The following is a 22335-nucleotide window of genomic DNA, read 5'->3' as shown; positions in this document are numbered from 1 at the left end:
GGTCGGACGTGGTTTCCTTCGCAGATACGAGTAGTGCCCTGACGTGCGCCTTGCGCAAGCGGCGTCAGCGCAACGGGCCGACCACCGACTCCGCCGCAGCCAAGGCCTCGCCGCTGTCCACCAGCCGGACAGCGGCGTCGATCTCGGGGGCCAGCCACCGGTCCGGGCCAGGACCCGGTACCTCGACCCGCAGCCGGTCACGCACGGCCGCGGTGGCCGGGGCCGGCGCCAGCGGGCCGCGCATGTCCAGGGCGCGGGCGGCGGTGATGAGTTCGACCCCGAGCACCCGCGTCAGCCCCTCCAACGCGCGTCGCAGCTTGCGGGCGGCGGCCCAGCCCATGGAGACGTGGTCCTCCTGCATCGCGCTGGTCGGGATCGAGTCCACGGAGGCGGGGACGGCGAGCCGCTTCAGCTCCGCCACGATCGACGCCTGCGTGTACTGGGCGATCATGTGCCCGGAGTCGACGCCCGGGTCGTCGGCCAGGAACGCCGGCAACCCCTGGTTCCGCGCCACGTCCAGGAACCGGTCGGTGCGCCGCTCACTCATCGATGCGAGATCCGCCACCGCGATCGCGAGGAAGTCCAGCACGTACCCCAGCGGGGCGCCGTGGAAGTTGCCGTTGCTCTCCACCCGCCCGTCCTCCATGACCACCGGGTTGTCGATGGCCGCCGAGAGCTCCCGGCCGGCCACCACCTCCGCGTGGCTCAGAGTGTCGCGGGCAGCACCATGCACCTGAGGGGCGCAGCGCAGCGAGTACGCATCCTGCACCCGCGTGCACTCCGGGGTCCGATGACTCTCCATCACCTCCGACCCTGCGAGCAGCACCCGCAGGTTCGCCGCCGACTCCGCCTGCCCCGGATGGGGACGCAACGCCTGCAGGTCCGGCGCGAACACCGCGTCCGTACCCAGCAACGCCTCCACGCTCATCGCCACCACGACATCCGCCGTGCGCAACAACCGCCGCAGATCAGCACACGCCAGCACCAACATCCCCAGCATCCCGTCGGTGCCGTTGATCAGCGCCAGGCCTTCTTTCTCCTCCAGCACCACCGGCGCGATCCCCGCCGCGGCCAACGCATCGGCGGCGGTCTGCAGCTCGCCCAGGGCGTTGCGAACCTCGCCCTCTCCCATCGCCGCGAGCGCGCAGTGCGCGAGCGGCGCAAGATCGCCGGAGCAGCCGAGGGACCCGAACTCCCGCACCACCGGGGTGATCCCCGCCGACAACATCCCCGCGTACACCCGCGCCGTCTCGGGCCGCACCCCGGTCCGGCCCGTCGCGAGCGTCGAGAGCCGCAGCAACATGAGCGCGCGGACAACCTCCCGCTCGACCTCCGGCCCCGAGCCGGCCGCGTGCGACCGCACCAGACTGCGCTGCAACTGCCCCCGGAGCTCCACCGGAATGTGCCGGGTCGCCAACGCCCCGAACCCCGTCGACACCCCGTAGTGCGGCCGTACATCACATGCGAGCGCCTCGACGGCCTTGCGGCTTGCGGCGATCTCGTACTCAGCATCCGCCGAGAGAACGACAGCGGCCCCCTCCCGGGCCACGGCGAGGATCTCTGTGCGGGACAGCGGGCCGGTTCCGACGGTGACTGACTGCATCAGTGCATGGGACACCGAACGCCCACCCGGCCACCACATGCCACCCAAGATCACTGTCCGGGATCCCGGACAGTTGCTAGCGTCACCTGGTGCCCGGTCAGGCGGTGAAGGTGCCCGCGGCGCACCAGGTGCTGGCCGTCCTGGGCTACCTCGCCCGACAGGCCGCACCCGTGCCCGCGGCCGCGATCACCCGTGACCTGCAGCTTCCCCGTTCCACCACCTACCAGTTGCTCACCACGCTCGCCGAGAGCGGGTTCGTGGTGCACCTGGCCGACGAACGGCGCTACAGCCTCGGAGTGGCCGCTTACGAGCTCGGCACGGGGTATGTCCGCCAAGCGCCGCTGCAGCGCATTGCGAGGGTGCCGCTCGGGCGGCTCGTCGACCGCACGGGGCACACGGCGCACCTGGCCGTGCTGCACGGCCGGGAGGTCATCTACGTCATCGAGGAGCGCGCGCCCGGTCGCCCGCCCCTCGTCACCGACGTCGGGGTGCGGCTGCCCGCTCACCTCACCGCCAGCGGAAGGGCCATGCTCGCCGCTCTGACCAGGGCACACGTGCGAGCGCTGTATCCCGAGCCCGACGCGTTCGTCACACGTCACGAGGTGGGGCCGCGGTCGCTGTCCGCGCTGAGCCGGATCCTGGTGGAGACCCGCCGCCGCGGCCACGCGATCGAGGACGGCGAGGTGACCCCCGGCCTCGTCTCCGTCGCCGTGGCGGTGCTCGACAGCGCGGCCTACCCCGTGGCCAGTGTGACCCTCACCTTCCCCGACTACGCACCCGCCGAGGAGCAGACCGTGCTCGTCGCCGAGGTGAACCGCACCGCCCGGGCGGTCGCCCACCGCATCGGCGGGCAGTTGCACTCGGCCGCCGAATGATCCGCCGGACATGGAACCGGCCCGGCGGCCGGGACCCCGTCGCGCGAAGCGACGAGTCCGCGGACCGCCGGGCCGGCGTTCCCGGGCATGGCGACCTCACGCCCCGTGGCGGTCACCCACTCCGAGCCGGGAGCACGTGGTCGCCGACCTTGTCGGTGCTGAGGCACAGCGAGCACACGTGGGCATCATGTGTGTGGCAGGCGACCATGTCTGGCCGCTCGAACTCCTGACGGCAGACGTGGCAGTCGAGCACCTCGCCGGACGGGTTGCCGTGCTCGTCGTACATCGGCGCGGCGATGCCGTCGTCGTCGCGCCGGAGGTAGTATTTCCCCCGGGTGGCGAGCGCGATGACCGGCGGCAGGACCACGCCGAGGCCGATGGCGACGAGGGGCGAGAACGGCTGGATCGCCGCTCCGAGGCCGCCGAAGAAGACAACGATCGACACGCCGGCGGCGATGACCATGGACCCGAAGCCCACCGGGTTGATCGCGTAGAGCATCCCGCGGCGGAACTCGGGCTTCTTCGGCGAGATCTTCAGCAGGTACTTGTTGATCGCGATGTCCGAGGCCACCACGACGACCCAGGCCATGCCACAGTTCGCGTAGAACCCGAGGATGGTGTTGAGGAAGTCGAACATGTTGGCTTCCATCAGGATCAGCGCGATCGCCAGGTTGACGCCGAGGAACACCAGGCGGCCCGGGTAGTGCTTCGTCACGCGGGTGTAGGAGTTCGTCCACGCCAGCGAACCGGAGTAGGCGTTGGTGACGTTGATCTTGATCTGGCTGATCACGACCAGCACCACGGCGAGGGTCAGGGCGGCCCAGCCGGGCATGATGTCCTGGTAGATCTCCAGGAACTGGTGCACGGGCTGGTTGGCCACGGTGGCGCCCTCGGCGACGTTGGCGATGATGTAGACGGCGAGGAACAGCCCGATGACCTGCTTGATCGCGCCGAAGATCACCCAGCCCGGCCCGGCGAGGATCATGGCCGTCCACCAGCGCCGTGAGTTCTCCGGCGTGCGGGGCGGCATGAACCGCAGGTAGTCGATCTGCTCGGCGATCTGGGCGATGAGCGACAGGCACACACCGGCCGCGAGCATGACCGAGCCGAGACTGGGCGCACCCTGCCCGTTCTGACCCTGGTAGGCGAAGAACGAACCCACCGAGTCGGGGTGCGTGATCAACAGGTAGGCGAACGGCAGCACCATCAGCACCAGCCACAAGGGCGTGGTCCAGACCTGCAACTTCGACAGCAACGACATCCCGTAGACGACGAGCGGAAAGATGATCAGCGTCGACACGGCGTAGCCGAGCCACAGCGGGATGTGCAGGCCGAGTTCGAGGCCCTGCGCCATGATCGAGCCCTCGAGCGCGAAGAAGATGAAGGTGAACGTCGCGAAGATGACGTTCGTGACCACTGATCCGTAGTACCCGAACCCGCTGCCCCTGGTGATCAGATCGAGGTCCAGGTTGTACCGCGCTGCGTAGAATGCGAGCGGAAATCCGGTGGCGAAGATGACGACCGCGAACACCAGAATGCCCCACAGCGCGTTCGTGGTGCCGTAGGAGATTCCAATGTTTGCACCGATGGAGAAATCGGCCAGATAGGCGATGCCGCCGAGCGCGGAAACAGCCACCACGCCGGTGGACCACTTCCGGTAGCTGCGCGGAGCGAAGCGCAGCGTGTAGTCCTCCAAGGTTTCCCGGGCGGCGATACCCACATCGCCTGCCCCAGTGGTGGGCTTGGTAATCATGAGCGACGGATCATGCGACACGCACTGACCTCCGACTATTCACGCTGAGATACTTCCTGCGAGTATCAGTCAGCAATCGCCGGAGTCGGTTTCCACGCGATAATGGCTGTGTTAATCCCGTGATCACCGGCGACGCTACGGTTCGGGGTGCGCACCGCCCCACGGCGTCCGGGTTGCCGGGCGAACCGACCAGTGGCGGCCAACCCTCCTGCAGTGGTGATCAGTGCCGGAGGCGGCCGTGCCGGCACGGTCCGCTGGGACGCACAGGCCCCGAGCCCCCGTCATGATCGCTATCTCGGGACCGGCAACCGTGCCATACACGGTTCTGCGCCCCGAAGTGATGATCAACGCGCCAAGGCGACCATGCCGGCACAGCCCGCAGGGCCGACCAGCCGCGCGCCCAGCTCGTGATCATCATTTTGGGACCGGCAACCGTCCCACACACGGCTCCGCGGCCCGAAGCGATGATCAAGGCGCCAAAGCCGCCGTGCAGGCACAGCCCGCAGGGCCCCGCCCCCGGTCATGATCGCCATCTTGGTGCCGGCAACCGCACCACAGACGGTTCTGCGCCCCGAAGCGATGATCAAGGTGCGAAGGCGGCCGTGCAGGCACCACCCGCAGGGCCCACCAGCCCCGCCCCGAGCCATGATCGCCAAACGGGCACCGGCAACCGCACCACACACGGATCCACGTCCCGAAGTCGCGATGAACGTCCGACGGCGCGCCGGGAGAACCTCCGGGGCCGCACCAACTCCGCGCCTCCGGTCATGATCACCAGCTCGGGACCGACGACAGTGCCACACACGGCTCCACGTCCCCCTTACGGTGATCAACGCCCGAGGCGGGCAGCCGGCCCCTGTTCCGCGGCCCGTCGATGATCCAAGCGGAGGGGTCGGCGCGGCCTCCCGGAGCCGGCGACGCGTTGGAGCCGTCAGAAGGGTCGGCTAGCGATCCAGCCGGTAGCGGATCAACCGGGAACTGTTGCCCACCACGGCCACGGACGACGCGTTGTGCAGGATGGCCGCCACCACCGGGCTCATCGCTCCCCCGGCCGAGACGACCAGGCCGGCCGCGTTGACGGCGATCGACATGCCGTAGTTCTGCCGGATCAGGCCGATGCTGCGCCGCCCGAGGTCCCGTAGATCGAGGAGTTTGCGCAGGTCGTCGCCGGCCAGGGCGACGTCGGCGGTCTCGACCGCCACGTCGGTGCCCGCCACCCCCATCGCGATGCCGATGTCGGCGAGCGCCAGCGCGGGGGCGTCGTTGGTGCCGTCGCCCACCATCGCGACGGTGTACCCCTCGTCCTGCATGGATCGGACGAGATCCTGTTTCATCTCGGGTGATACCTGCGCCTGGAACTCCTCGATCCCCAGCTCAGCGGCCACGGCGGCGGCCGTCTCCGAGTGGTCGCCGGTGAGGAGCACGATCCGGCGCACGCCATCGGCACGAAGCGCATCGAGCACGTCGCGGGACTCCGGGCGCAGCGTGTCCCGCAACGACACGAGGCCGACCAGGGTGCCGTCGACGGCCAGCAGCAGGGGGGTCTCGGCGGCCGCTTGCAGCCTGCGGACCCAGTCGTCGGCCGCGGCGCTGATCGGGATCCCCTCCTGCCCCAGGAGTTCGCGGCTGCCGATCAGCAGGATTCGCCCGTCGGACTCCACCCGCATCCCCTGCCCGAGCAGCACCTCGCACTCCTCGTGCGGCGGGATCGTGATGAGCCGCTCCTCCGTGGACCGGATGACGGCTTGGGCGAGCGGATGCCGCGAGTGGATCTCCGAGCTCGCGGCGTAGGCGAGTACCTGCTCCGGCGTCCAGGCGTCGTGGAAGGAGACGACGTTGGTGACGATCGGGTGGCCGATCGTGAGGGTGCCGGTCTTGTCGAAGATCACGGCGTCCATGCGGCCGGCCGCCTCGAGGTGCGCGCCGCCCTTGATCAGGATCCCGCGGCGGGCGCCGTTGCCGATGGCCGCGCTGATCGCCGTGGGCGTGGCCAGCCCGACCGCGCACGGGCATGCGACCAGCAGCATCGTCATCGCGCGCCGGACGTCGCGGGTGACCAGCAGCGTGAGCGCCGACAGCGCGAACGACGTGGGCACGAAGCGGCGGGAGAAGTTCTCGCCCACGGTCTGGATCGGCGCCCGGTCCTGCTGGGCCTGCTCGACGCGGTTGATGATGCGCCCGATCGCGCTGTCACGGCCCACCGCCGATGCCCGCACCACCAGTCGTCCGCGCAGCACGACGGTGCCGGCGTAGAGCGATCTGCCGGGCGCGACGGTGATGGGCAGCTGCTCGCCGGTGATCGCCGCCTGGTCGACGATGCCCTCACCCTCGATGATCACACCGTCGACGGGCAGCACGACGTGCTCGTGCACGACGACCTGGTCGCCGATCCCGAGCTGGTCGATGTCGACCTCCAGCTCGGCGCCGTCGGCGAGCCGGATCCATGCCCTCGTCTGGGCGCCGGTGAGCAGTTCGGAGATCGCCCGCCTGCTGCGGCGCAGCGTCAGGTCCTGCAGGTATTCGCCGATGTTGAGCAACCACAGCACCGTGAGCGCGACGACGTTCTCCCGCAGCACCAGGCTGGCCACGGTGGCCGCGGAGACGAGTGCGTCGGTGCCGGCGCCTTTGCGGCCCGTGAGCGAGCGCAGGGCACCGCGCAGGAAGGGGTAACCGGTGAAGATCGTGACCCCGGTGGCCACCGTGCGACTGGTGGGCCCGAGGATCGGAGGCCTGCGCAGCCCGTACCGGCGCAGGCCCAGCCCGGCCAGCGCCAGCCCGCCGACGACGAGACGGACCAGACCGCCGTTGGTGGAGTCCGCCGAACGCGGAGTGCGCTCGGCCGTGGCCTGGGGGTCGGCACCCAGCCCCTTGCCGATCGCCTCGACGAGCTCGGTGCGGTCACAGCGCTGCGGATCGAACCAGACGACGACGTTGCCGGTGCGCGGGTAGGCGTACACCTGACGCACGTGCGGCACGGCGTCGACGGCGTCCTCGACCGCGACGGCGAGGGGCGAACTACCGATCAGCTCCGGAGTGTCGAACCGGACGCGGCCTGCCGCGTCCGAGACAACGGTGATCGCCACGCGTGCCTAGTGCTCGTGGTTGTGGGCCGAAGCCGCCCCGCCGGGAGCGGGTGACTGTTCGCCCACCTTGTCCCTGGCCTCACTGACGATGTCAGCGGTGGTGAGCCGGGCCTTCTCGGCACCGGTCTCCGCCAGCCGCGCTCCCCGCAGCCCCCACGAGGTGACGGTGACCGCCGCGCCGTGGAACACGTCGCTGCGCACCAGCCTCTTGACCCCGTCGTAGGCGACCGCACCCACCGCGCCGCTGGCCACCAATCCTGTTGCCTTGCCCAGGAATCCGCCGATCATCTCATCAGCTCCTCGTCCGCAGAAGACCTGGTGAGCGTACGTGACAGCTCCGTCCTTATTCGGCCTTCTCCGACCGTATGGCCGACCAGAATCACATGATAACGATCACCATTTGCGGTCAGTAGTCGGTTCGTACCAGCCCGTTGCACCCGGGGACGGCAGCCCTCTCGTCCATCTCCGGGAGCCACCGTTCATCACAAAACGCGCAGCAAATCCGATGGCACTCCGTCGACGGCACGTGCTGATTCGCCAGAAGCGTGCGAATTCAGACTTAACGGGCCTCGCGGCCCGACCCGGACCCGGCGGCAGCCGACATAGCGCCCTCCGCTCCGGAGCTGTGACCGGATGAGTACCCCGGACGAGCGCTCCGGGTGGACATCGTCCGGCGGCTGGGCAACGATGCCCGTGCGGGGTATAGGTATCTATCGAGTGAACGGGAGGAGTGCCGATGGCCGAGTTCCGGCCGGTGCTCGCCCTGCTCGGCGTGGCCCTGGTGATTGTGCTGCTGATCTACGGGGTGTCCCGCATGCTCTCGGTGCGCCCGGCGGCGCTGGAGGTCGCCCCGTTCAGCGGCGGCCTGCCCCCGGCCCAGCATGCGTTCTCCCGGTTCCACGTCCGGTGGTACCCCGTGACGATGGTCTTCCTGGCCTTCGACATGGAGATGGTGTTCATGTACCCGTGGACACTCGTCGTGTCGCGGGTCGGCCCGGCCGCGGTGATCGAGATGTTCGCGTTCCTGGCCATCCTGCTGGCCGGGGTCGTCTACGCATGGCGGGAGGGAGCCCTGCGGTGGACCTGACCGCCCGACTGCTGCGCTTCGCCGCCGCCCGGCCGCACGCGCTCGTCGTGCCCGCGGTCGGTGGCACCGCCCAGCGCCTGGCGGTCGAGGCCGAGCTCGCCAGGCGTGGCTGGCCCGTCGCCATGGGTCCGGCCGACACCGATGTGCTCGTGGTGGCGGGAGTCCCCGGACCCGAGCTCGCGGCCGTCGTCGAGTTGCTGTGGCAGCAGGTTCCCGCCCCACGCGCCCGGGCCGACGTCGCCACGGCGAGCGCAGCCGCGCCCGCGCTGGACCGTGCCGCCGACGACCTCGCTGACGCCGCCCGGCAACGCCGCGAACCCGCCCGGCCCTCCTCGCCTGCCCATCAGGGGGCACCAGCCCGGGCGAGTACAGAACACAGCGAGCACCACCCCGGCTCGCACCGGCACGCCGGGCACGACCACGGCGGGCACCGAACCGGCGGCGGGCAACCCGACGCGCACCAGCACGGCGGGCACCAGCACGGGGGCGGGATGAGGATGCCGGGCGGCCTGCCGATGGCCGATGTCGGCCCGGACCGCGACGGGCTGATGCTCGACCGGTTGCGCGTCCCGCTCGGCCCGGTTCTGCCCGACTGGCCCGCCGGCCTGGTCGTCGAGGTGGTCCTCCAGGGCGACGTCGTGCAAGAGGCCAGTGCCCGGATCCTCGATCCGCCTGCCCACGGCCAACCGGCCCCGCCGTCGTTCTGGAGCGATGCGGACAGCAGCGCGGACCACGCACGCCGTCGCACGGCCCGCCATCTCGACGCCCTTGCCCGCCTCCTCGGCACAGCAGGCTGGGCCGATCCCGCGGCCAAGGCCCGCCACCTGCGTGACGAGCTCCTCGCCGGCGCCCCGGCGGAGTCGCTGCGTCCGCGTACGGATGCGCTGGTGGGGACCGTGCGTCGGTCTCGCATGCTGCGCCGGATGCTGCGCGGGGTCGGCGCCGGTGCGGGCGACGTCACCGCGCTGCTCGCCGCCCGGCTCGCCGCTCTGCAGACCGCGCCGGCCGTCGAGAATCCCGCACACGCCGGCGCCGACCCCGGCAGCACGGACGCCCCCACCTCCGACGAGCTGGCCGAACTGCTCGTCGGGGCCGAGCTCGCCGCGGCGCGGCTGATCGTCGCGGCCGTTGACCCGGACACCGACCGCATCAGCGTCACCCGAGCCGGACGGGCGCCGCATGGGTGAGCCGATGCCCACCGAGGTGCCCGACGCTCTGCCCGTGTGGTGGGTGCTGCTGTTGCCCCTGCTCCTCGCGCTGGGGGCATGGGCGACCACCTCCTTCGACGCTGCCCTCACCGCACGCGCCGCCGGGCGACCGATCGGTCCGGTCCCTGCCACGCTCGTGCCGGTGCGCGAGTCCGCGCGGCTGCTGGTCGGGCAGCGCAGGCGCACGGTCGCCGCGGATCCGGTGCTCTGGCGGCTCGGCACAGCGGTGCTGCCGGTGGCCGCGGTGCTCGCCGCCGCCGTGCTCCCGCTCGGGTCACGGCCCGTGGCCGATCTCGCGGTCGGCGTCGTCTGGTTCAACGCCATGGAGGTGCTGGCGTGGGCCGCGGTCTGGATGGCCGGGTGGGGCCCCGACAGCACGCTGAGCCTGGTCGGCGGCTACCGGTTCGTCGCGCAGGGCCTGGCGTACGAGCTCCCGCACATGTTCGCGATCATCACCGCCGCGTTGGGCGCGCAGAGCCTCCGGATCACCGATATCGTCGCCGCCCAGCAGGGCCTCTGGTTCGTCGCGATCATGCCGGTCGCCTTCGTCGTGTACCTGGTCTCCGCCGCAGCCATGGCGTTCTGGGGCCCGTTCGACGCGCCGGTGGATCGCGGCATCGCGGGCGGGGCCGCCGCGGAACTGTCCGGCGTCGACCGGCTCGTGTTCGCGGGCGGGCGGTGGCTGTTGCTGGTGGTGGCCGCGGCCATGGCGGTACCGCTGTTCCTCGGCGGCGGCAACGGGCCATGGCTGCCCGCCTGGCTGTGGGTGGCGATCAAGACCGCGGCGGTGCTCGGCGGCCTGGTCTGGCTGCGCCACCGCTTCCCGACGATCCGGATGGATCGCTGGACCGAGTTCTCGTGGATCGTGCTGGTCCCGCTCATGATCGCCCAGGCGTTGGCCGTCGCGCTCGTCGTGCTCGGCCGCGGAGGAGGAGGGATGTGAATGGCCTCGACCGCCCTGTTCTGGATCCTCGCAATCGCCGCGGTGGCCTCCGGGTTCGCGGTGTTCCGGTTGGGCTCGATGGCGCGAGTGACGTTCGCGCTGCTCGGCTCGTTCCTGGCCGTCGCCGGTCTCGTGCTGCTGCTAGGGCTCGGCTACCTCGGAGTGCTCATCGCCCTGATGATGGTGATCGAGATGGTCATCATGGCGATTTTCATGATCATGTACATGATGAACCCCGCCGGGCTGATGCCGATGGTGATGTATCACAACAAGGCGGGCTCGATGGCGATCGCGATCGGCACCTTCGCCGCACTCGCCGCCGGAATCCTGCTGGTCGACTGGCCGGCGCGCCGCGGATCACCGGCTCCGGACCTGACGATCGCACTCGGCGAGGCCCTGATGGGCGGCCAGATGCTGACCATGATGACGCTCGGCGTGGCCCTCTTCGCCACGATCGTCGCCTCCGTCGTGCTGGCCACGAACCGCGGCCGCTACGACCGATTCGGCGACGACCTACGTGCCCGGCAGACGGACGACCCCGCGGCAGGGAGTGCCGAACGGTGACACTCCAGCTGTTCCTGCTCGCAGCGGCCGCGCTCTTCGCGATCGGCCTCTACGGGGCGCTGTCGCAGCAGTCGATCGTGATGCTCATGATGGGCCTGGAGCTGATGCTGAACGGCGTCATCCTCGCCACCGCGGCGTTCTGGTACTTCCTCGCCCCCGGCGGCACCGACGGCCAGGTTCTCATCGTCGTGATCATCACCGCGATGGCCGTGGAGATGGCGGCCGGGTTCGCCGTGGTCACCGCGATCTACCGCGCCCGCCAGGTCGACATGACCGACAGCGCGACCGACCTGCGGGGCTGACCGGATGCCCGCATCGGCCCTGCTGTGGTCGCTGGTCGCGGTCCCGCTCGGGGCGGGCGGCCTTCTCGCCCTCGCCGGTCGCCGGGCCGACCGCGTCGCCGCGCCCGTCTCGGTCCTGCTCGCGGCCGTGGTGCTTGCCCTCGCGATCGCCGCCGCGGCGCTCCGCCCGACCGCCGATGCGCCACTGTTCGCCGGGATCCGCGCCGGGCTGGCAGTGGACGGGCTGTCCGCGACGATGGTGGTCACGGTCGCAGGCGCCCTTCTCGCGGTGCTGCTGGTCGCGGCGGGCGAGCCCGGGCTGCGCACCGGCCGATTCGTCGGGCTGATGCTGCTGTTCGCCGGAGCGATGCTGGTGACGGTCACCGCCACCACGCTCGCCGTGCTGCTGATGGCGTGGGAGGTGATGGGCGCCACCAGCTGGGCGCTGATCGCCTACCACCGCGGTGACCCCGCTGCCGTCCGCGCCGCCCACACGGCGTTTCTCACCACCCGCACCGCCGACCTCGGCCTGTACCTCGCCGCGGGCGCCGCGCTGGCCGGCGGGATCGGCTCGCTCGACCTCGCGGCCCTGCCCGCCGCACAGGGTGGCTGGCTGCACCTCGTCGCCGCCGGGGTGATGGTGGCGGCGCTGGGCAAGTCGGCGCAGCTGCCCTTCAGCTTCTGGCTCTCCGGCGCGATGCGCGGGCCGAGCCCGGTCTCGGCGCTGCTGCACTCGGCGACCATGGTGGCCGCGGGCGCGTACCTGCTGCTACGCCTGGCGCCGCTGCTCGAGGCCAGCGGATGGGCGGCCCCGGCCGTGGCCTGGACCGGTGTGGTCACTGCTGTGCTGCTCGGGCTCGTCGCGGTTGCCCAGACCGATCTCAAGCAGCTGCTGGCCGCATCGACCTGCGCGCAGATCGGTTACATGGTGCTCGCAGCCGGAGTCGGCGGCACGGCTGCCGGCGCGCTGCAGCTGGTGGCGCACGCCGCCACGAAGAGCCTGCTGTTCCTCGTCGCCGGGATCTGGCTGGTCACACTCGGCACCCGCCGGCTGGAGGGCCTGCGCGGCGCGGCCCGGCGGTTCCGGCTGGTCGGACTCACATTCACCGTCGGTGCGCTGACCCTTGCCGGGATCCCGCCGCTCTCACTGTGGGTCACCAAGGACGCCGTCCTCGCCGCCGTTCTCGAACGCTCGCCCGCCCTCTACGGCGCCGGGCTCGCCGCCGCCGTGATCTCTGCCTGCTACAGCGTCAAGGCCCTCTGGTTCGTGTGGCAGCCCACTGTGTCCACGACTGGGCGGGAGCCTGGCAATCGCGTCGCCGCAGTGGTGCGTCCGCCGCTGGTCGTGCTCGCCCTGCTCGCCGCGGGACTGGGCCTGCTGCCCCTCCTCGCGACCGGCATGCTGGCGCCCACCCCGGCACCGGCCGGATGGGAGCTCGCTCTGTCCGGCGTTCTCGCCGTTGGTGCCGCGGCGCTGACCTGGCGTCTGGCCGCGCGGCTCCCGGCACCAGCGCTGCTGCACGGATGGCTCGGGGTCGAGCGCGCGGTGCACGCGCTGCTGGTGCGCCCGACCCTCGCCCTCGCCGCGGCGCTCGCCCGGTTCGACGACCACGTGCTCGACCGGGCTGTCGACGGTGCCGGCCGTGCCACGGTTCGCGCGGCACGGATGCTGGACCGGCGAGCCGAGCTCCCCCTCGACTCGGGCGTGGGCGCCGTCGCCGCAGCCACGCGGGCCCTCGGCAGGTGGGCCCGGCGGCCACAGACCGGGCAGCTGCACCAGTACTACGCCCAGATGGCCGTCGGATTCGCCGTCCTGGCCGCGCTGGCCATCATGATCACGGTGCGGTGAACGCGGTGCTGTCGCTGATCGTGTTCCTGCCGGCCGCGGTCGCGGCGGTGCTGCTGTGCGTGCCCGCCAGTGTCCCGCGCCGCGCGTTCGTCGCCGCGTGGATCGCCACCGGCCTCGCGGACGTCGGGCTGCTCGTCGCCGTCTGGGTCGGGCTGCCCGCCCCACCCGCGTTCGGCTTCGAGGAACAGCTGCCGTGGATCCCGAGCGCCGGGATCTCCTACCACGTCGGCGTGGACGGGCTGTCGGTCCCGCTGCTCATGCTCACGGCGGTGCTGTTCACGACGTGCGCGGTGTTCGCGCTGCGGGAGACCCGCCGGGTTAAGGCGTACGTGGTGCTGTTCCTCGCGCTGCAGACGGTGTGCCTCGGCGTGTTCGTCGCGCTCGACCTGATCCTGTTCTTCCTGTTCTTCGATCTCTCGATCGTGTTCATGTACTTCCTGATCGCCGGGTGGGGCCACGGCGAACGGGGGCGGGCGGCGGCGCTGAAGTTCTTCCTCTACACGTTCCTGGGCTCGCTGGCCCTGCTGCTCGGGTTCATCCTCCTGTTCCTGGCCGCCGAGCCGCACACGTTCGACATCCCGGAGCTGGTCGCGGCCAACCCGCTCGCGGGGGGCGGGCTCTACGCCGGTCTGGCCCTGCTCGCGATCGGGGTCGGGTTGGCGGTGAAGACCCCGACGGTCCCGTTCCACACCTGGCTACCGCCCGCGCATACCGAGGCACCCGCCACCGGCTCGGCGGTGCTCGCCGGAGTGCTGCTGAAGCTCGGAACCTACGGGTTCGTGCGCATCGCGATGCCGGTGCTGCCCGACTCCTGGCGGCAGTACGCGCTGGTCGTGGTGGTCGTCGGGGTGGTGTCGGTGGTGTACGGAGCGCTGGTCGCGCTCGCCCAGAGCAACCTCAAGCGCATGATCGCCTACACCTCGGTCAACCACATGGGCTACGTCCTGCTCGGGATCGGCGCGGCGGGGCTCGTCGCAGGCACGGATGAGCAGGCCCGCCAGCTCGCCACCACCGGAGCCGTGACCCAGATGGTGTCCCACGGGTTGATCACCGGCGCCCTGTTCCTGCTGACGGGAGTCCTGTACGACCGCGGCCGCACGTACGACATGGCGGAGTACTCGGGGCTCGCGCCACGCACGCCCCGCTTCGCCACGCTGTTCGCGGTGGCCGCGTTCGCCTCTCTCGGGCTGCCGGGGTTCTCCGGGTTCATCGCAGAGTTCCAGATCTTCACCGGGGCCCTGTCGCCGGCGCCGGTGGCCACGGCGGTGGCGGTCACCGGCATCGTGGTCACCGCGGGGCTCTTCCTGCTCGCGCTGCAGCGGCTCTTCCTCGGCCCGCTGCGGGTCCCCGACGCTCCGGGCACGCCCCACCCGTTCCCCGACCTGCGCGCCAGCGAGGCAGCCGCGATCATCCCGCTCCTCGTCCTCGCCACGGTCATCGGCATAGCGCCCCGGTTCCTGCTCGACGTCATCGAACCGGCCGCATTGACCGTCAACCAGCTGGTCTCGCGGTGAGCCGACGACCGGCACGGCGCGGGTGACGACGGGTGCCGATGACGAACGAGAACCCCGCCGCGCTGATCCCGGAGCTGGCGCTGCTCTGCGGTGCCGTGCTCGGGCTGCTCGTGGGGGCGTGGCTCCCACGCAGGCGCCAGCGACCGGTCCGGCTGCTCGCCGCCGCAGCCTGCGTCGTCGGGCTCGTGGCGACCGGCGTGGCCGCGACCGCCCCGCCGCAGGTCGTGTTCGGCAACAGCTACGCGGTGGACACCGCCACCAACGCCACCCGCGCGATCGTGCTCGTCGCCACCCTGCTCGCCCTCTGGCTGGCGGCTGACACGGTGGACGGGCACCCCCGGGAGAGCGAGTTCTCCGTGCTGCTGCAGCTCGGGGCCCTCGGGGCGATCCTGCTCGCGGGTGCGGCCGACCTGTTGCTGTTGTTCGCGGCGTTCCTGCTGGCCAGCGTGCCGATGTACGGCCTGGCCGGATGGGCGAAGGCCGGACGGGCCACCGAGGCCGCGATGAAGTACTACCTGTCCGGTGCGTTCGCGAGCGTCGCGATGCTCGCCGGCACCGCCCTGCTCTACGCGGCGGGCGGCGGCACGGGCTATGCCGCTCTGCGTGCCGGGCTCGGCACGGGGCCGGCCACCGTCGCCGCGGTGGGGCTGGTCGCCGTGCTCGCGGGGCTCGCGTTCAAGGCGGGCGCCGTGCCCGCCCATTTCTGGGTACCGGACGTCACTGACGGCACTCCGGCCCCGGTCGCGGCCGTGATCACGACGATTCCCAAGATCGGCGCGCTCGTCGGTGCCTACCGGCTCCTCGACGTCGCGATCCCCGAGCAGGTCGTCGACTGGCCGCTGCTCCTGGCGGTGCTCTCCGCGCTGTCCATGACGCTGGGCAACCTCGCGGCGTTCTTCCAGAGCCCGGTGCAGCGCCTGCTCGCCTACTCCACCGTCTCGCAGGTCGGATACGTGCTGATGGCCGTGTCCGTCGCCGGGCGGTCCGCCGAGGCGCTGCCCGGGCTGCTGTTCTACCTCGCCGGTTACGCCGTGACGAACCTCGGCGCGTTCGCCGTGGTGGCCGCGCTGCCGGGCGCCCGCACCCTCGACGACTACCGCGGTCTGGCTCGCCACCGGCCCGGCCTCGCGGCGGCGCTCGTCGTGTGCCTGCTGGGGCTGGTCGGCACCCCGCCGACGGCGGTGTTCCTCGGCAAGCTCACCGTCTTCACCGCCGCCATCGACGGGGGCTTCGCGTGGCTGGCCGTCCTCGCCGTGGTCAACACGGTGGCCAGCGTCTTCTACTACCTGCGCTGGATCGCGCCGGCATTCCGTGGCTCCGACCCGGAGCGCGAGGACGTCCTCCACCCCGCCGGAATTCGCACCCGATCCGTCGCTGCCACCGCAGCCGCCCTGTCGCTGCTGCTCGGGATCGCCGGTGGTGCCGTGCTGCCCGTTCTCTCCGGTTCACTCCTCGGCTGACGCGTGATCATGTCTGCGGCAGATTAACTCTGCTACAGAGGTATAGGCTCCCGGTCATGTCACCGCCCCGCACCCCCGCGACCGCCGACGCCGTCTCCGACGCGTTGATGCCCGCCATCGGCGCGCTGCGCCGGCTGCTGCGCCGGGCCGCCGGCCACATGTTCGAGCGGGACACGCTCTCGGTGTCGCAGCGGGAGGTGCTGGCGGCGGTCAGCAAGCGCCCCGGCAGCCCCGTGGCGGATGTCGCCCAGGAGCTCGCGCTGGCCCCCAACAGCGTCTCGACGATCGTCACGCAGCTCGTCGGGGCAGGTCACATGGTCCGCGAGACCGATCCGCTCGACCGACGCGTCGGGCGGCTCACCCTCACGCCCCAGGCACAGGAGAAGGCGATGCTCGTCAGGGAGCGGCGGCGCACCGTGCTGCACGACGCGCTGGACCGCCTCACCCCGCAGCAGGTGGCCGACCTGGCCACCGGCATCGACGCGCTGGAGGCGCTGGCCGAGGAGCTGCGGGTACTGGAGCGCGAGCACTCACACGAACACGAGGAGGTGCAATCGTGAGCGAGTCGGCCGTCCGTGCGGACCAGGCGTCGGCGCGCGAAGCGGAACCGGCGGTCGCGCTCGAGTGCACCGGGCTGGTCCACCGGTTCGGCGAGACCGTCGCCGTCGACCACCTGGACCTACGCATCAACGCGGGTGAGGTGTTCGGGCTGCTCGGCCCCAACGGGGCGGGCAAGACCACCACGATCCGCGTGCTGAACACGCTGCTCCCCGTGCAGGAGGGCAGCGTCCGTGTCTTCGGGCTCGACGTCCGCCGCCACGCCACCGATGTGCGCCGCAAGCTCGGCTACGTTCCTCAGCAGCTCTCCATCGAGGCGGCGCTCACCGGGCGGCAGAACGTGATGTGGTTCGCCCGGCTGTTCGACGTACCCCGGGCCGAGCGGCCTGCGCGGGTCGACGAGGCGCTCGGCGCCATGGACCTCCTCTCGGTCGCCGACCGTAAGGCGGGCACCTACTCCGGCGGCATGATCCGCCGGCTCGAGCTCGCACAGGCGTTGGTGAACCATCCGCCACTGCTCGTGCTCGACGAGCCGACGGTCGGGCTCGACCCGATCGCCCGCGCCGGGGTGTGGGAGCGGGTGCGCCAGATGCGTGCCGATTACGGCATGACCGTGCTTCTGACCACGCACTACATGGAAGAGGCCGACGAGCTGTGCGACGTCGTAGCCCTCATGCACCGGGGCAAGCTGCAGGTCACCGGCTCCCCCGCCGCCCTGCGCGCCGAGATCGGCCCGGACGCCACGCTCGACGACGTGTTCCGCAAGTACGCCGGTGCCGACCTGGCCGTGGCAGAGGAGCAGAAGGGGATGAGGGATGTCCGTCGCAGTCGCACGACCGCCCGCAAGCTGGGCTGAGCCCGTCCGCCTGCTCGGCGCGCGGACGTGGGCACTGAGCCTGGTCGAGCTGCAGAAGCTCCGCAGCGACCAGACCGAGCTCGTCACGCGCATGGCGCAGCCGGTGCTGTGGTTGCTCGTCTTCGGCACGATCTTCAACCGCGTCCGCGCGATCCCGACCGGCGAACTGTCCTACCTCGAGTACCTGACACCGGGCATCCTCGCGCAGTCCGCGCTGTTCATCTCGATCTTCCTCGGCATCCAGATCATCTGGGACCGCGACGCCGGCATCCTCACCAAGGTCATGGTGACGCCCACACCGCGGGCCGCGATCGTGCTGGCCAAGGCGTTCGCGGCGGGAGTGCGCGGGCTCGCGCCCGTCGTCGTGCTCGTGCCGGTGGCGTTGTTGCTCGGCGTGTCCATCTCCGTCAACCCGCTCGAGCTGATCGGCGCCGCCGTCGCGCTGATGCTCGGCGCCGGCTTCTTCGCCTGCCTGTCGATGGCGATCGCGGGCGTCGCTCAGACCCGTGACCGTCTGATGGGCATCGGCCAGCTCATGACGATGCCGCTCTTCTTCGCGTCGAACGCGCTCTATCCGATCGAGCTGATGCCGGGCTGGCTCCAGGTGATCAGCCGGATCAACCCCCTGACCTACCTCGTCGACGCCCTGCGCGGCCTGCTCGTCGGCGCACCGGCCGACATCGGGCTCGACTTCGCGGTTCTCGTCGTCGCCGCCGTCGTGGGGATCATGGGGGCGGCGTCGCTGCTGGGCCGGCTGGTGCGCTGAATCGAAGCCGGCCTGGGCCGGGGGGTCCGTGATCTGCCCGTCGAGGTGCTGCCCGCCCGCCACCGAGCGGGCAACATCGGGGTGGTCCGGCCGGCCGAGAGGTGAGGGTGAGCGCGATGAGCACGGAGAACCCGTGGGTGGTGCGGCGGCGGATGGTCCCGCAGCCGCGCCTGCGACTGTTCTGCTTTCCCTTTGCTGGTGGCGGTGCGACGGTCTACCGGGACTGGCCACGCCTGGTCCCGCCCGACGTCGAGGTGTGCGCGGTCCAGCCGCCCGGGCGGGAGTCCCGACTGGGTGAGGACGCCTACAGCAGCCTGCAGGACCTGCTGCCGCCGCTCGCAGGCGCGCTCGGCGAGTTGCTCGATGTCCCGTACGTGACCTTCGGCCACAGCCTCGGGGGCCTGGTCAACTTCGAACTGGCCCGCTATCTGCGGCGCACCGGTGGCCCGCTGCCCCGGCATCTGCTCGTGTCCGGCCGTCGTCCGCCGCACCTCCGGAGCGACGACGAGCACGAGCCCATGCACAAGATGGACGACGACCGGCTGCTGGACGCCGTCCTGGAGCTGAACGGGACCAGCCCCGAAATCCGTGACCACCCGGAACTGCTGGAACTGGCCCTCCCGCTGATGCGGGCCGACTTCGCCATCAGCGAGACCTACGAGTACACGCCCGAGGCTCCGCTCCCCTGCCCGATCACGGCGTTCTCCGGAGCGGCCGACCCACATGTCACCAGGTCGGAGGCGGCGGACTGGGCACAGCACACGAGCGGTGGGTTCGAGCTGCGCATGCTGCCGGGCGACCACTTCTTCCTGACCACAGCCCAGGAGCAACTGCTCGCCGACATCTCCCAGCTGCTCTCCGGGATCCCGCGCCGGCGCTGACCTGGCCACGTGATCCGATAGGCCACTTTCACTTCGGTGCTAGCATCGGAGCTGTCCGTTCAGCAAGGAGAAGGTGAGCAGGCACATGACCGAAGCACCGGCATTGCCCCTGCACATGCGGCGCGAGCAGTTCGACCCGGTCGAGGAGCTTCTGCAGGTCCGCGACAGTGGGGGCATCACCAAGGTGCCCACGCTCTTCGGCGGCCCACCCGCCTACCTGATCACCCGGTACGAGGACGTCCGCGAGGTCCTGTCCGACGCCGTCCGGTTCAGCAACGCCCGCACCCGGAGGTTCGAGCGGCCCGACGGTCCGCAGTTCACCGAGCAGGAGCTCGAACAGATGCGGGCCGGGCAGATGCTCGCGTTCGATCCGCCCGACCACACCCGGCTTCGCCGGATGCTCACGCCCGAGTTCACCGTGCGCCGGATGCGCAGGCTGGAGCCCCGGATCGGGGAGATCGTCGAGGCCGCCCTGGACGACATCGAGCGGGCAGGCAAGCCCGCCGACCTGGTCGCCACCTTCGCCCTGCCGGTGCCATCGCTCGTGATCTGCGAGCTCCTGGGTGTGCCCTACGCCGACCGCGCCGAGTTCCAGCAGCGCACCGGGCGACTGCTCGACGTATCGCTGTCCGCCGAGGATCGGGTCGCCGTGATGCGCGAGAACCGGACGTACATGACGCGCCTCGTGAAGGGCGCCATGGCCGACCCCGGCGAGGACATGATCGGCATGCTCATCCGGGAGCACGGCGACGACCTGAGCTTCGACGAGCTGGTCGGCATCGCCTCGCTGCTCCTGATCGCGGGACACGAGACCACCTCGAACATGCTCGGTCTCGGCACGCTGGCTCTCCTGCGCCACCCCGAGCAGCTCGCGATGGTGCGCGACGACCCGGAGATGGTCACGCCGGCCGTCGAGGAGCTGCTGCGCTGGCTCTCGATCGTGCACTCCGGCATCCCGCGCACCACCACCACCGAGGTCGAGATCGCCGGTCAGGTCATTCCCGAGGGCGAGCTGCTCGTCGTCGCGCTCCCGGCGGCCAACCGCGACCCGGGCTTCATCGAGGACCCGGGACGCATGGACATCACCCGCGGTGCGCCCGGCCACGTCGCATTCGGCCACGGGGTACACCACTGTCTCGGGGCGCCACTCGCCCGGATGGAGATGCACACCGCCTTCCCTGCACTGCTCCGGCGCTTCCCGAACCTCGCGCTGGCGGTGCCTGACGACGAGGTCGACTTCCACGTGTACAACGCGATCTACGGGTTGCGCTCACTGCCGGTCACCTGGTGAGCACCCCGACACGACACACGGACAGGACGGAGTGACAGGAATGAAGATCGCCGCGGACCGCGAGATCTGCATCGGTGCGGGGATGTGCGTGCTCACCGCTCCCGCCGTCTTCGACCAGGACGACGACGGGATCGTCGAGCTCCTGGTCGAGGACGTTCCCCCGGGCGAAGCCGACGCCGCTCGGCAGGCCGTCGCCCTCTGCCCGTCCGGTGCGCTACGCGCCCTGGACGACTGAGGACGCGCTCACACCACGTGGTTGTTAGCGTGCGCGGGTGACGGCAACGGACGGGCACGGCCTACGAGCCGACGCCGCGCGCAACTACGAGCGCATCGTCGTCGCGGCCGGCCAGGCCTTCGAGGAGGCCGGGTCGGCCGTCACGCTCGAGGAGGTCGCACGGCGCGCCGGGGTCGGCGTCGCCACCGTGTACCGGCGTTTCCGCAACAGGGAACAGCTCGTGCGCGCCGTCTTCCAGCACATCGTTGCCGCCGAGATCGAGCCCGCGATGGCGGTGGAGACCGACGACCCCTGGCGTGACCTGGTCAGTTCGCTGGAGGCCACGGTCGAGGTGCTCGCCGGGCGGAAGGTGGTGCTCGCGATCGCCCGCGAGACGCGCGCGCTGGACATGGAGAGCATGCGCCGCTTCGTCCACACGATGGACCGGCCGCTTCGCCGCGCCGCAGAGGCCGGTGTCGTGCGCCCGGAGTTGGTGGCGCGTGACCTCGCCGCCGTCACGATCATGGCTCTGGCCACCGTGCACCCCCGCGATCCGGGCGGCGCCGATCGCAAGCGCTACCTCGCCCTGCTGATCGACGGGTTGCGCCCGGCCCCGACCGTCCTGCCACCGCCCTCGACCCCGGACGTGCACGGCGTCTGACGGGGACCAGACTGTCGGTACGGGGATGGTGGTGTGGGGCCAGCGTCGAGGTGGAGGGGACAGCCGTGGGTTTCTCGATCTGTCGAACATGCGCGGTGGAGCACACGGAAGCGATCGGGGTCTGCCGGATCTGCGCCGACGAGCGGCAGTGGGTGCCGGCCGAGGGACAGCAGTGGACCACTCTGGACGAGCTGGCGGCCGCGGGCCAGCGGCTCGTCATGTCCGAGCTGGAGCCGGACCTCTTCTCCATCACGAGCGACCCGCAGGTCGGCATCGGTCAGCACACCAAGCTGGTCCGCACGTCGGAGGGCAACCTGCTGTGGGACCCGATCGGCTACCTGGACGAGGAGACCGCAGCGGTCATACGCGAGCTGGGCGAGGTCGTCGCGATCGTGCCGAGCCACCCGCACATGTTCGGGGTGCAGGTGGAGTGGAGCCGGGCGCTGGGTGACGCCGAGGTGCTGGTCGCGGAGCGGGACATGGACTGGGTCGCCCGGCCCGATCCGGTCATCCGCCCGTGGTCGGGCAAGGTGGAGCTCCTGCCGGGTGTCACGCTGACCCAGCCGGGCGGCCACTTCCCCGGCAGCGCGGTCGCCCACTGGGCGGCGGGGGCCGCAGGGGCGGGCGTGCTGCTCAGCGGCGACACGATCATGCCCAACCCGGACCGGACGTCCGTCAGCTTCATGCGCAGCTATCCGAACCGCATCCCGCTCTCCGGCGCCGTGGTCGAGCGGATCGCCCAGGCGGTCGAGGGCTTCGAGTTCGACCGGCTCTACGGCAACTTCGGCGCGAAGATCGACTCCGACGCCCGGGCGATCGTGCGCCGCTCGGCCGACCGCCACATCGGCTGGGTCCGGGGTGACTTCGACCACCTGACGTAGGAGCGGT

The 22335-nt window shown here is 71.1% G+C and carries 21 protein-coding genes; 17 read left to right on the top strand and 4 right to left on the bottom strand.

Translation table 11 applies throughout. The features are described from left to right. Window positions 1–64: 64 nt before the first annotated feature. A complete protein-coding gene (gene hutH, locus ABD743_RS25635; protein ID WP_344724761.1) occupies window positions 65–1603 on the bottom strand; it encodes a histidine ammonia-lyase in 1539 nt (512 codons plus the stop codon). A gap of 89 nt (window positions 1604–1692) precedes the next feature. On the opposite strand from hutH, the gene ABD743_RS25630 reads away from it, so the two are divergent. After that, window positions 1693–2478 (top strand): IclR family transcriptional regulator, encoded by a 786-nt coding sequence (locus ABD743_RS25630; RefSeq protein WP_344724759.1) that lies wholly within the window; start codon window positions 1693–1695, stop codon window positions 2476–2478. 112 nt (window positions 2479–2590) lie between these two features. Here the strand turns inward: ABD743_RS25630 and ABD743_RS25625 are convergent, their stop codons facing one another. The 3 genes from ABD743_RS25625 to ABD743_RS25615 form a co-directional block, all read right to left on the bottom strand. Then, window positions 2591–4231 (bottom strand): purine-cytosine permease family protein, encoded by a 1641-nt coding sequence (locus tag ABD743_RS25625; protein ID WP_344724758.1) that lies wholly within the window; start codon window positions 4229–4231, stop codon window positions 2591–2593. A 944-nt stretch (window positions 4232–5175) separates the two neighbouring features. Continuing rightward, on the bottom strand, window positions 5176–7314 hold the full coding sequence (locus tag ABD743_RS25620; RefSeq protein ID WP_344724757.1) for a heavy metal translocating P-type ATPase: 2139 nt from the start codon (window positions 7312–7314) through the stop codon (window positions 5176–5178). Window positions 7315–7320: 6 nt separating this feature from the next. Then, window positions 7321–7602 (bottom strand): DUF1490 family protein, encoded by a 282-nt coding sequence (locus tag ABD743_RS25615; protein WP_344724756.1) that lies wholly within the window; start codon window positions 7600–7602, stop codon window positions 7321–7323. Between the two features lie 448 nt (window positions 7603–8050). On the opposite strand from ABD743_RS25615, the gene ABD743_RS25610 reads away from it, so the two are divergent. The 16 genes from ABD743_RS25610 (at window position 8051) to ABD743_RS25535 (ending at window position 22328) form a co-directional block, all read left to right on the top strand. Next, window positions 8051–8401, top strand: a complete 351-nt coding sequence (locus ABD743_RS25610) for an NADH-quinone oxidoreductase subunit A (protein ID WP_344724755.1) — start codon at window positions 8051–8053, stop codon at window positions 8399–8401. Continuing rightward, complete coding sequence (locus tag ABD743_RS25605; RefSeq protein WP_344724754.1) at window positions 8392–9588, top strand: hypothetical protein; 1197 nt, start codon at window positions 8392–8394, stop codon at window positions 9586–9588. The genes ABD743_RS25610 and ABD743_RS25605 overlap by 10 nt, the downstream gene beginning before the upstream one ends. Continuing rightward, window positions 9581–10552 carry a complex I subunit 1 family protein gene (locus ABD743_RS25600; protein ID WP_344724753.1) on the top strand — a complete coding sequence of 324 codons (972 nt, stop codon included), beginning with the start codon at window positions 9581–9583 and terminating at the stop codon, window positions 10550–10552. The genes ABD743_RS25605 and ABD743_RS25600 overlap by 8 nt, the downstream gene beginning before the upstream one ends. Further along, on the top strand, window positions 10553–11116 hold the full coding sequence (locus ABD743_RS25595) for an NADH-quinone oxidoreductase subunit J (protein WP_344724752.1): 564 nt from the start codon (window positions 10553–10555) through the stop codon (window positions 11114–11116). Then, on the top strand, window positions 11113–11418 hold the full coding sequence (gene nuoK / locus ABD743_RS25590) for an NADH-quinone oxidoreductase subunit NuoK (protein WP_241040831.1): 306 nt from the start codon (window positions 11113–11115) through the stop codon (window positions 11416–11418). The genes ABD743_RS25595 and nuoK overlap by 4 nt, the downstream gene beginning before the upstream one ends. A gap of 4 nt (window positions 11419–11422) precedes the next feature. After that, window positions 11423–13246 (top strand): proton-conducting transporter transmembrane domain-containing protein, encoded by a 1824-nt coding sequence (locus ABD743_RS25585; RefSeq protein ID WP_344724751.1) that lies wholly within the window; start codon window positions 11423–11425, stop codon window positions 13244–13246. A 5-nt stretch (window positions 13247–13251) separates the two neighbouring features. Continuing rightward, a complete protein-coding gene (locus ABD743_RS25580; RefSeq protein WP_344724963.1) occupies window positions 13252–14760 on the top strand; it encodes a complex I subunit 4 family protein in 1509 nt (502 codons plus the stop codon). Window positions 14761–14798: 38 nt separating this feature from the next. Further along, entirely contained in the window at window positions 14799–16220 is a 1422-nt protein-coding gene (locus tag ABD743_RS25575) for an NADH-quinone oxidoreductase subunit N (RefSeq protein ID WP_344724750.1), read from the top strand. 56 nt (window positions 16221–16276) lie between these two features. Continuing rightward, on the top strand, window positions 16277–16780 hold the full coding sequence (locus ABD743_RS25570; RefSeq protein WP_344724749.1) for a MarR family winged helix-turn-helix transcriptional regulator: 504 nt from the start codon (window positions 16277–16279) through the stop codon (window positions 16778–16780). Beyond that, window positions 16777–17634, top strand: a complete 858-nt coding sequence (locus ABD743_RS25565) for an ABC transporter ATP-binding protein (protein WP_344724748.1) — start codon at window positions 16777–16779, stop codon at window positions 17632–17634. Before ABD743_RS25570 ends, ABD743_RS25565 begins: the two co-directional genes overlap by 4 nt. Further along, a complete protein-coding gene (locus tag ABD743_RS25560; RefSeq protein WP_344724747.1) occupies window positions 17594–18400 on the top strand; it encodes an ABC transporter permease in 807 nt (268 codons plus the stop codon). The genes ABD743_RS25565 and ABD743_RS25560 overlap by 41 nt, the downstream gene beginning before the upstream one ends. A 116-nt stretch (window positions 18401–18516) precedes the next feature. Continuing rightward, entirely contained in the window at window positions 18517–19281 is a 765-nt protein-coding gene (locus ABD743_RS25555; RefSeq protein WP_344724746.1) for a thioesterase II family protein, read from the top strand. 85 nt (window positions 19282–19366) lie between these two features. Then, window positions 19367–20572, top strand: coding sequence for a cytochrome P450 (locus ABD743_RS25550; protein WP_344724745.1), 1206 nt, complete (start codon window positions 19367–19369; stop codon window positions 20570–20572). A 40-nt stretch (window positions 20573–20612) separates the two neighbouring features. Further along, a complete protein-coding gene (locus tag ABD743_RS25545) occupies window positions 20613–20807 on the top strand; it encodes a ferredoxin (RefSeq protein ID WP_344724744.1) in 195 nt (64 codons plus the stop codon). Window positions 20808–20844: 37 nt separating this feature from the next. Next, window positions 20845–21447: a TetR/AcrR family transcriptional regulator gene (locus ABD743_RS25540; RefSeq protein ID WP_344724743.1), complete on the top strand. Its 603-nt coding sequence runs from the start codon at window positions 20845–20847 to the stop codon at window positions 21445–21447. Between the two features lie 95 nt (window positions 21448–21542). Further along, window positions 21543–22328: an MBL fold metallo-hydrolase gene (locus ABD743_RS25535; RefSeq protein WP_344724742.1), complete on the top strand. Its 786-nt coding sequence runs from the start codon at window positions 21543–21545 to the stop codon at window positions 22326–22328. Window positions 22329–22335 lie beyond the last annotated feature (7 nt).

The organism is Pseudonocardia yunnanensis, from assembly GCF_039534065.1.
In the GTDB taxonomy this organism is placed as follows: Bacteria; Actinomycetota; Actinomycetes; order Mycobacteriales; family Pseudonocardiaceae; genus Pseudonocardia; species Pseudonocardia yunnanensis.
This window is presented reverse-complemented; position numbering and strand designations above follow the sequence as displayed.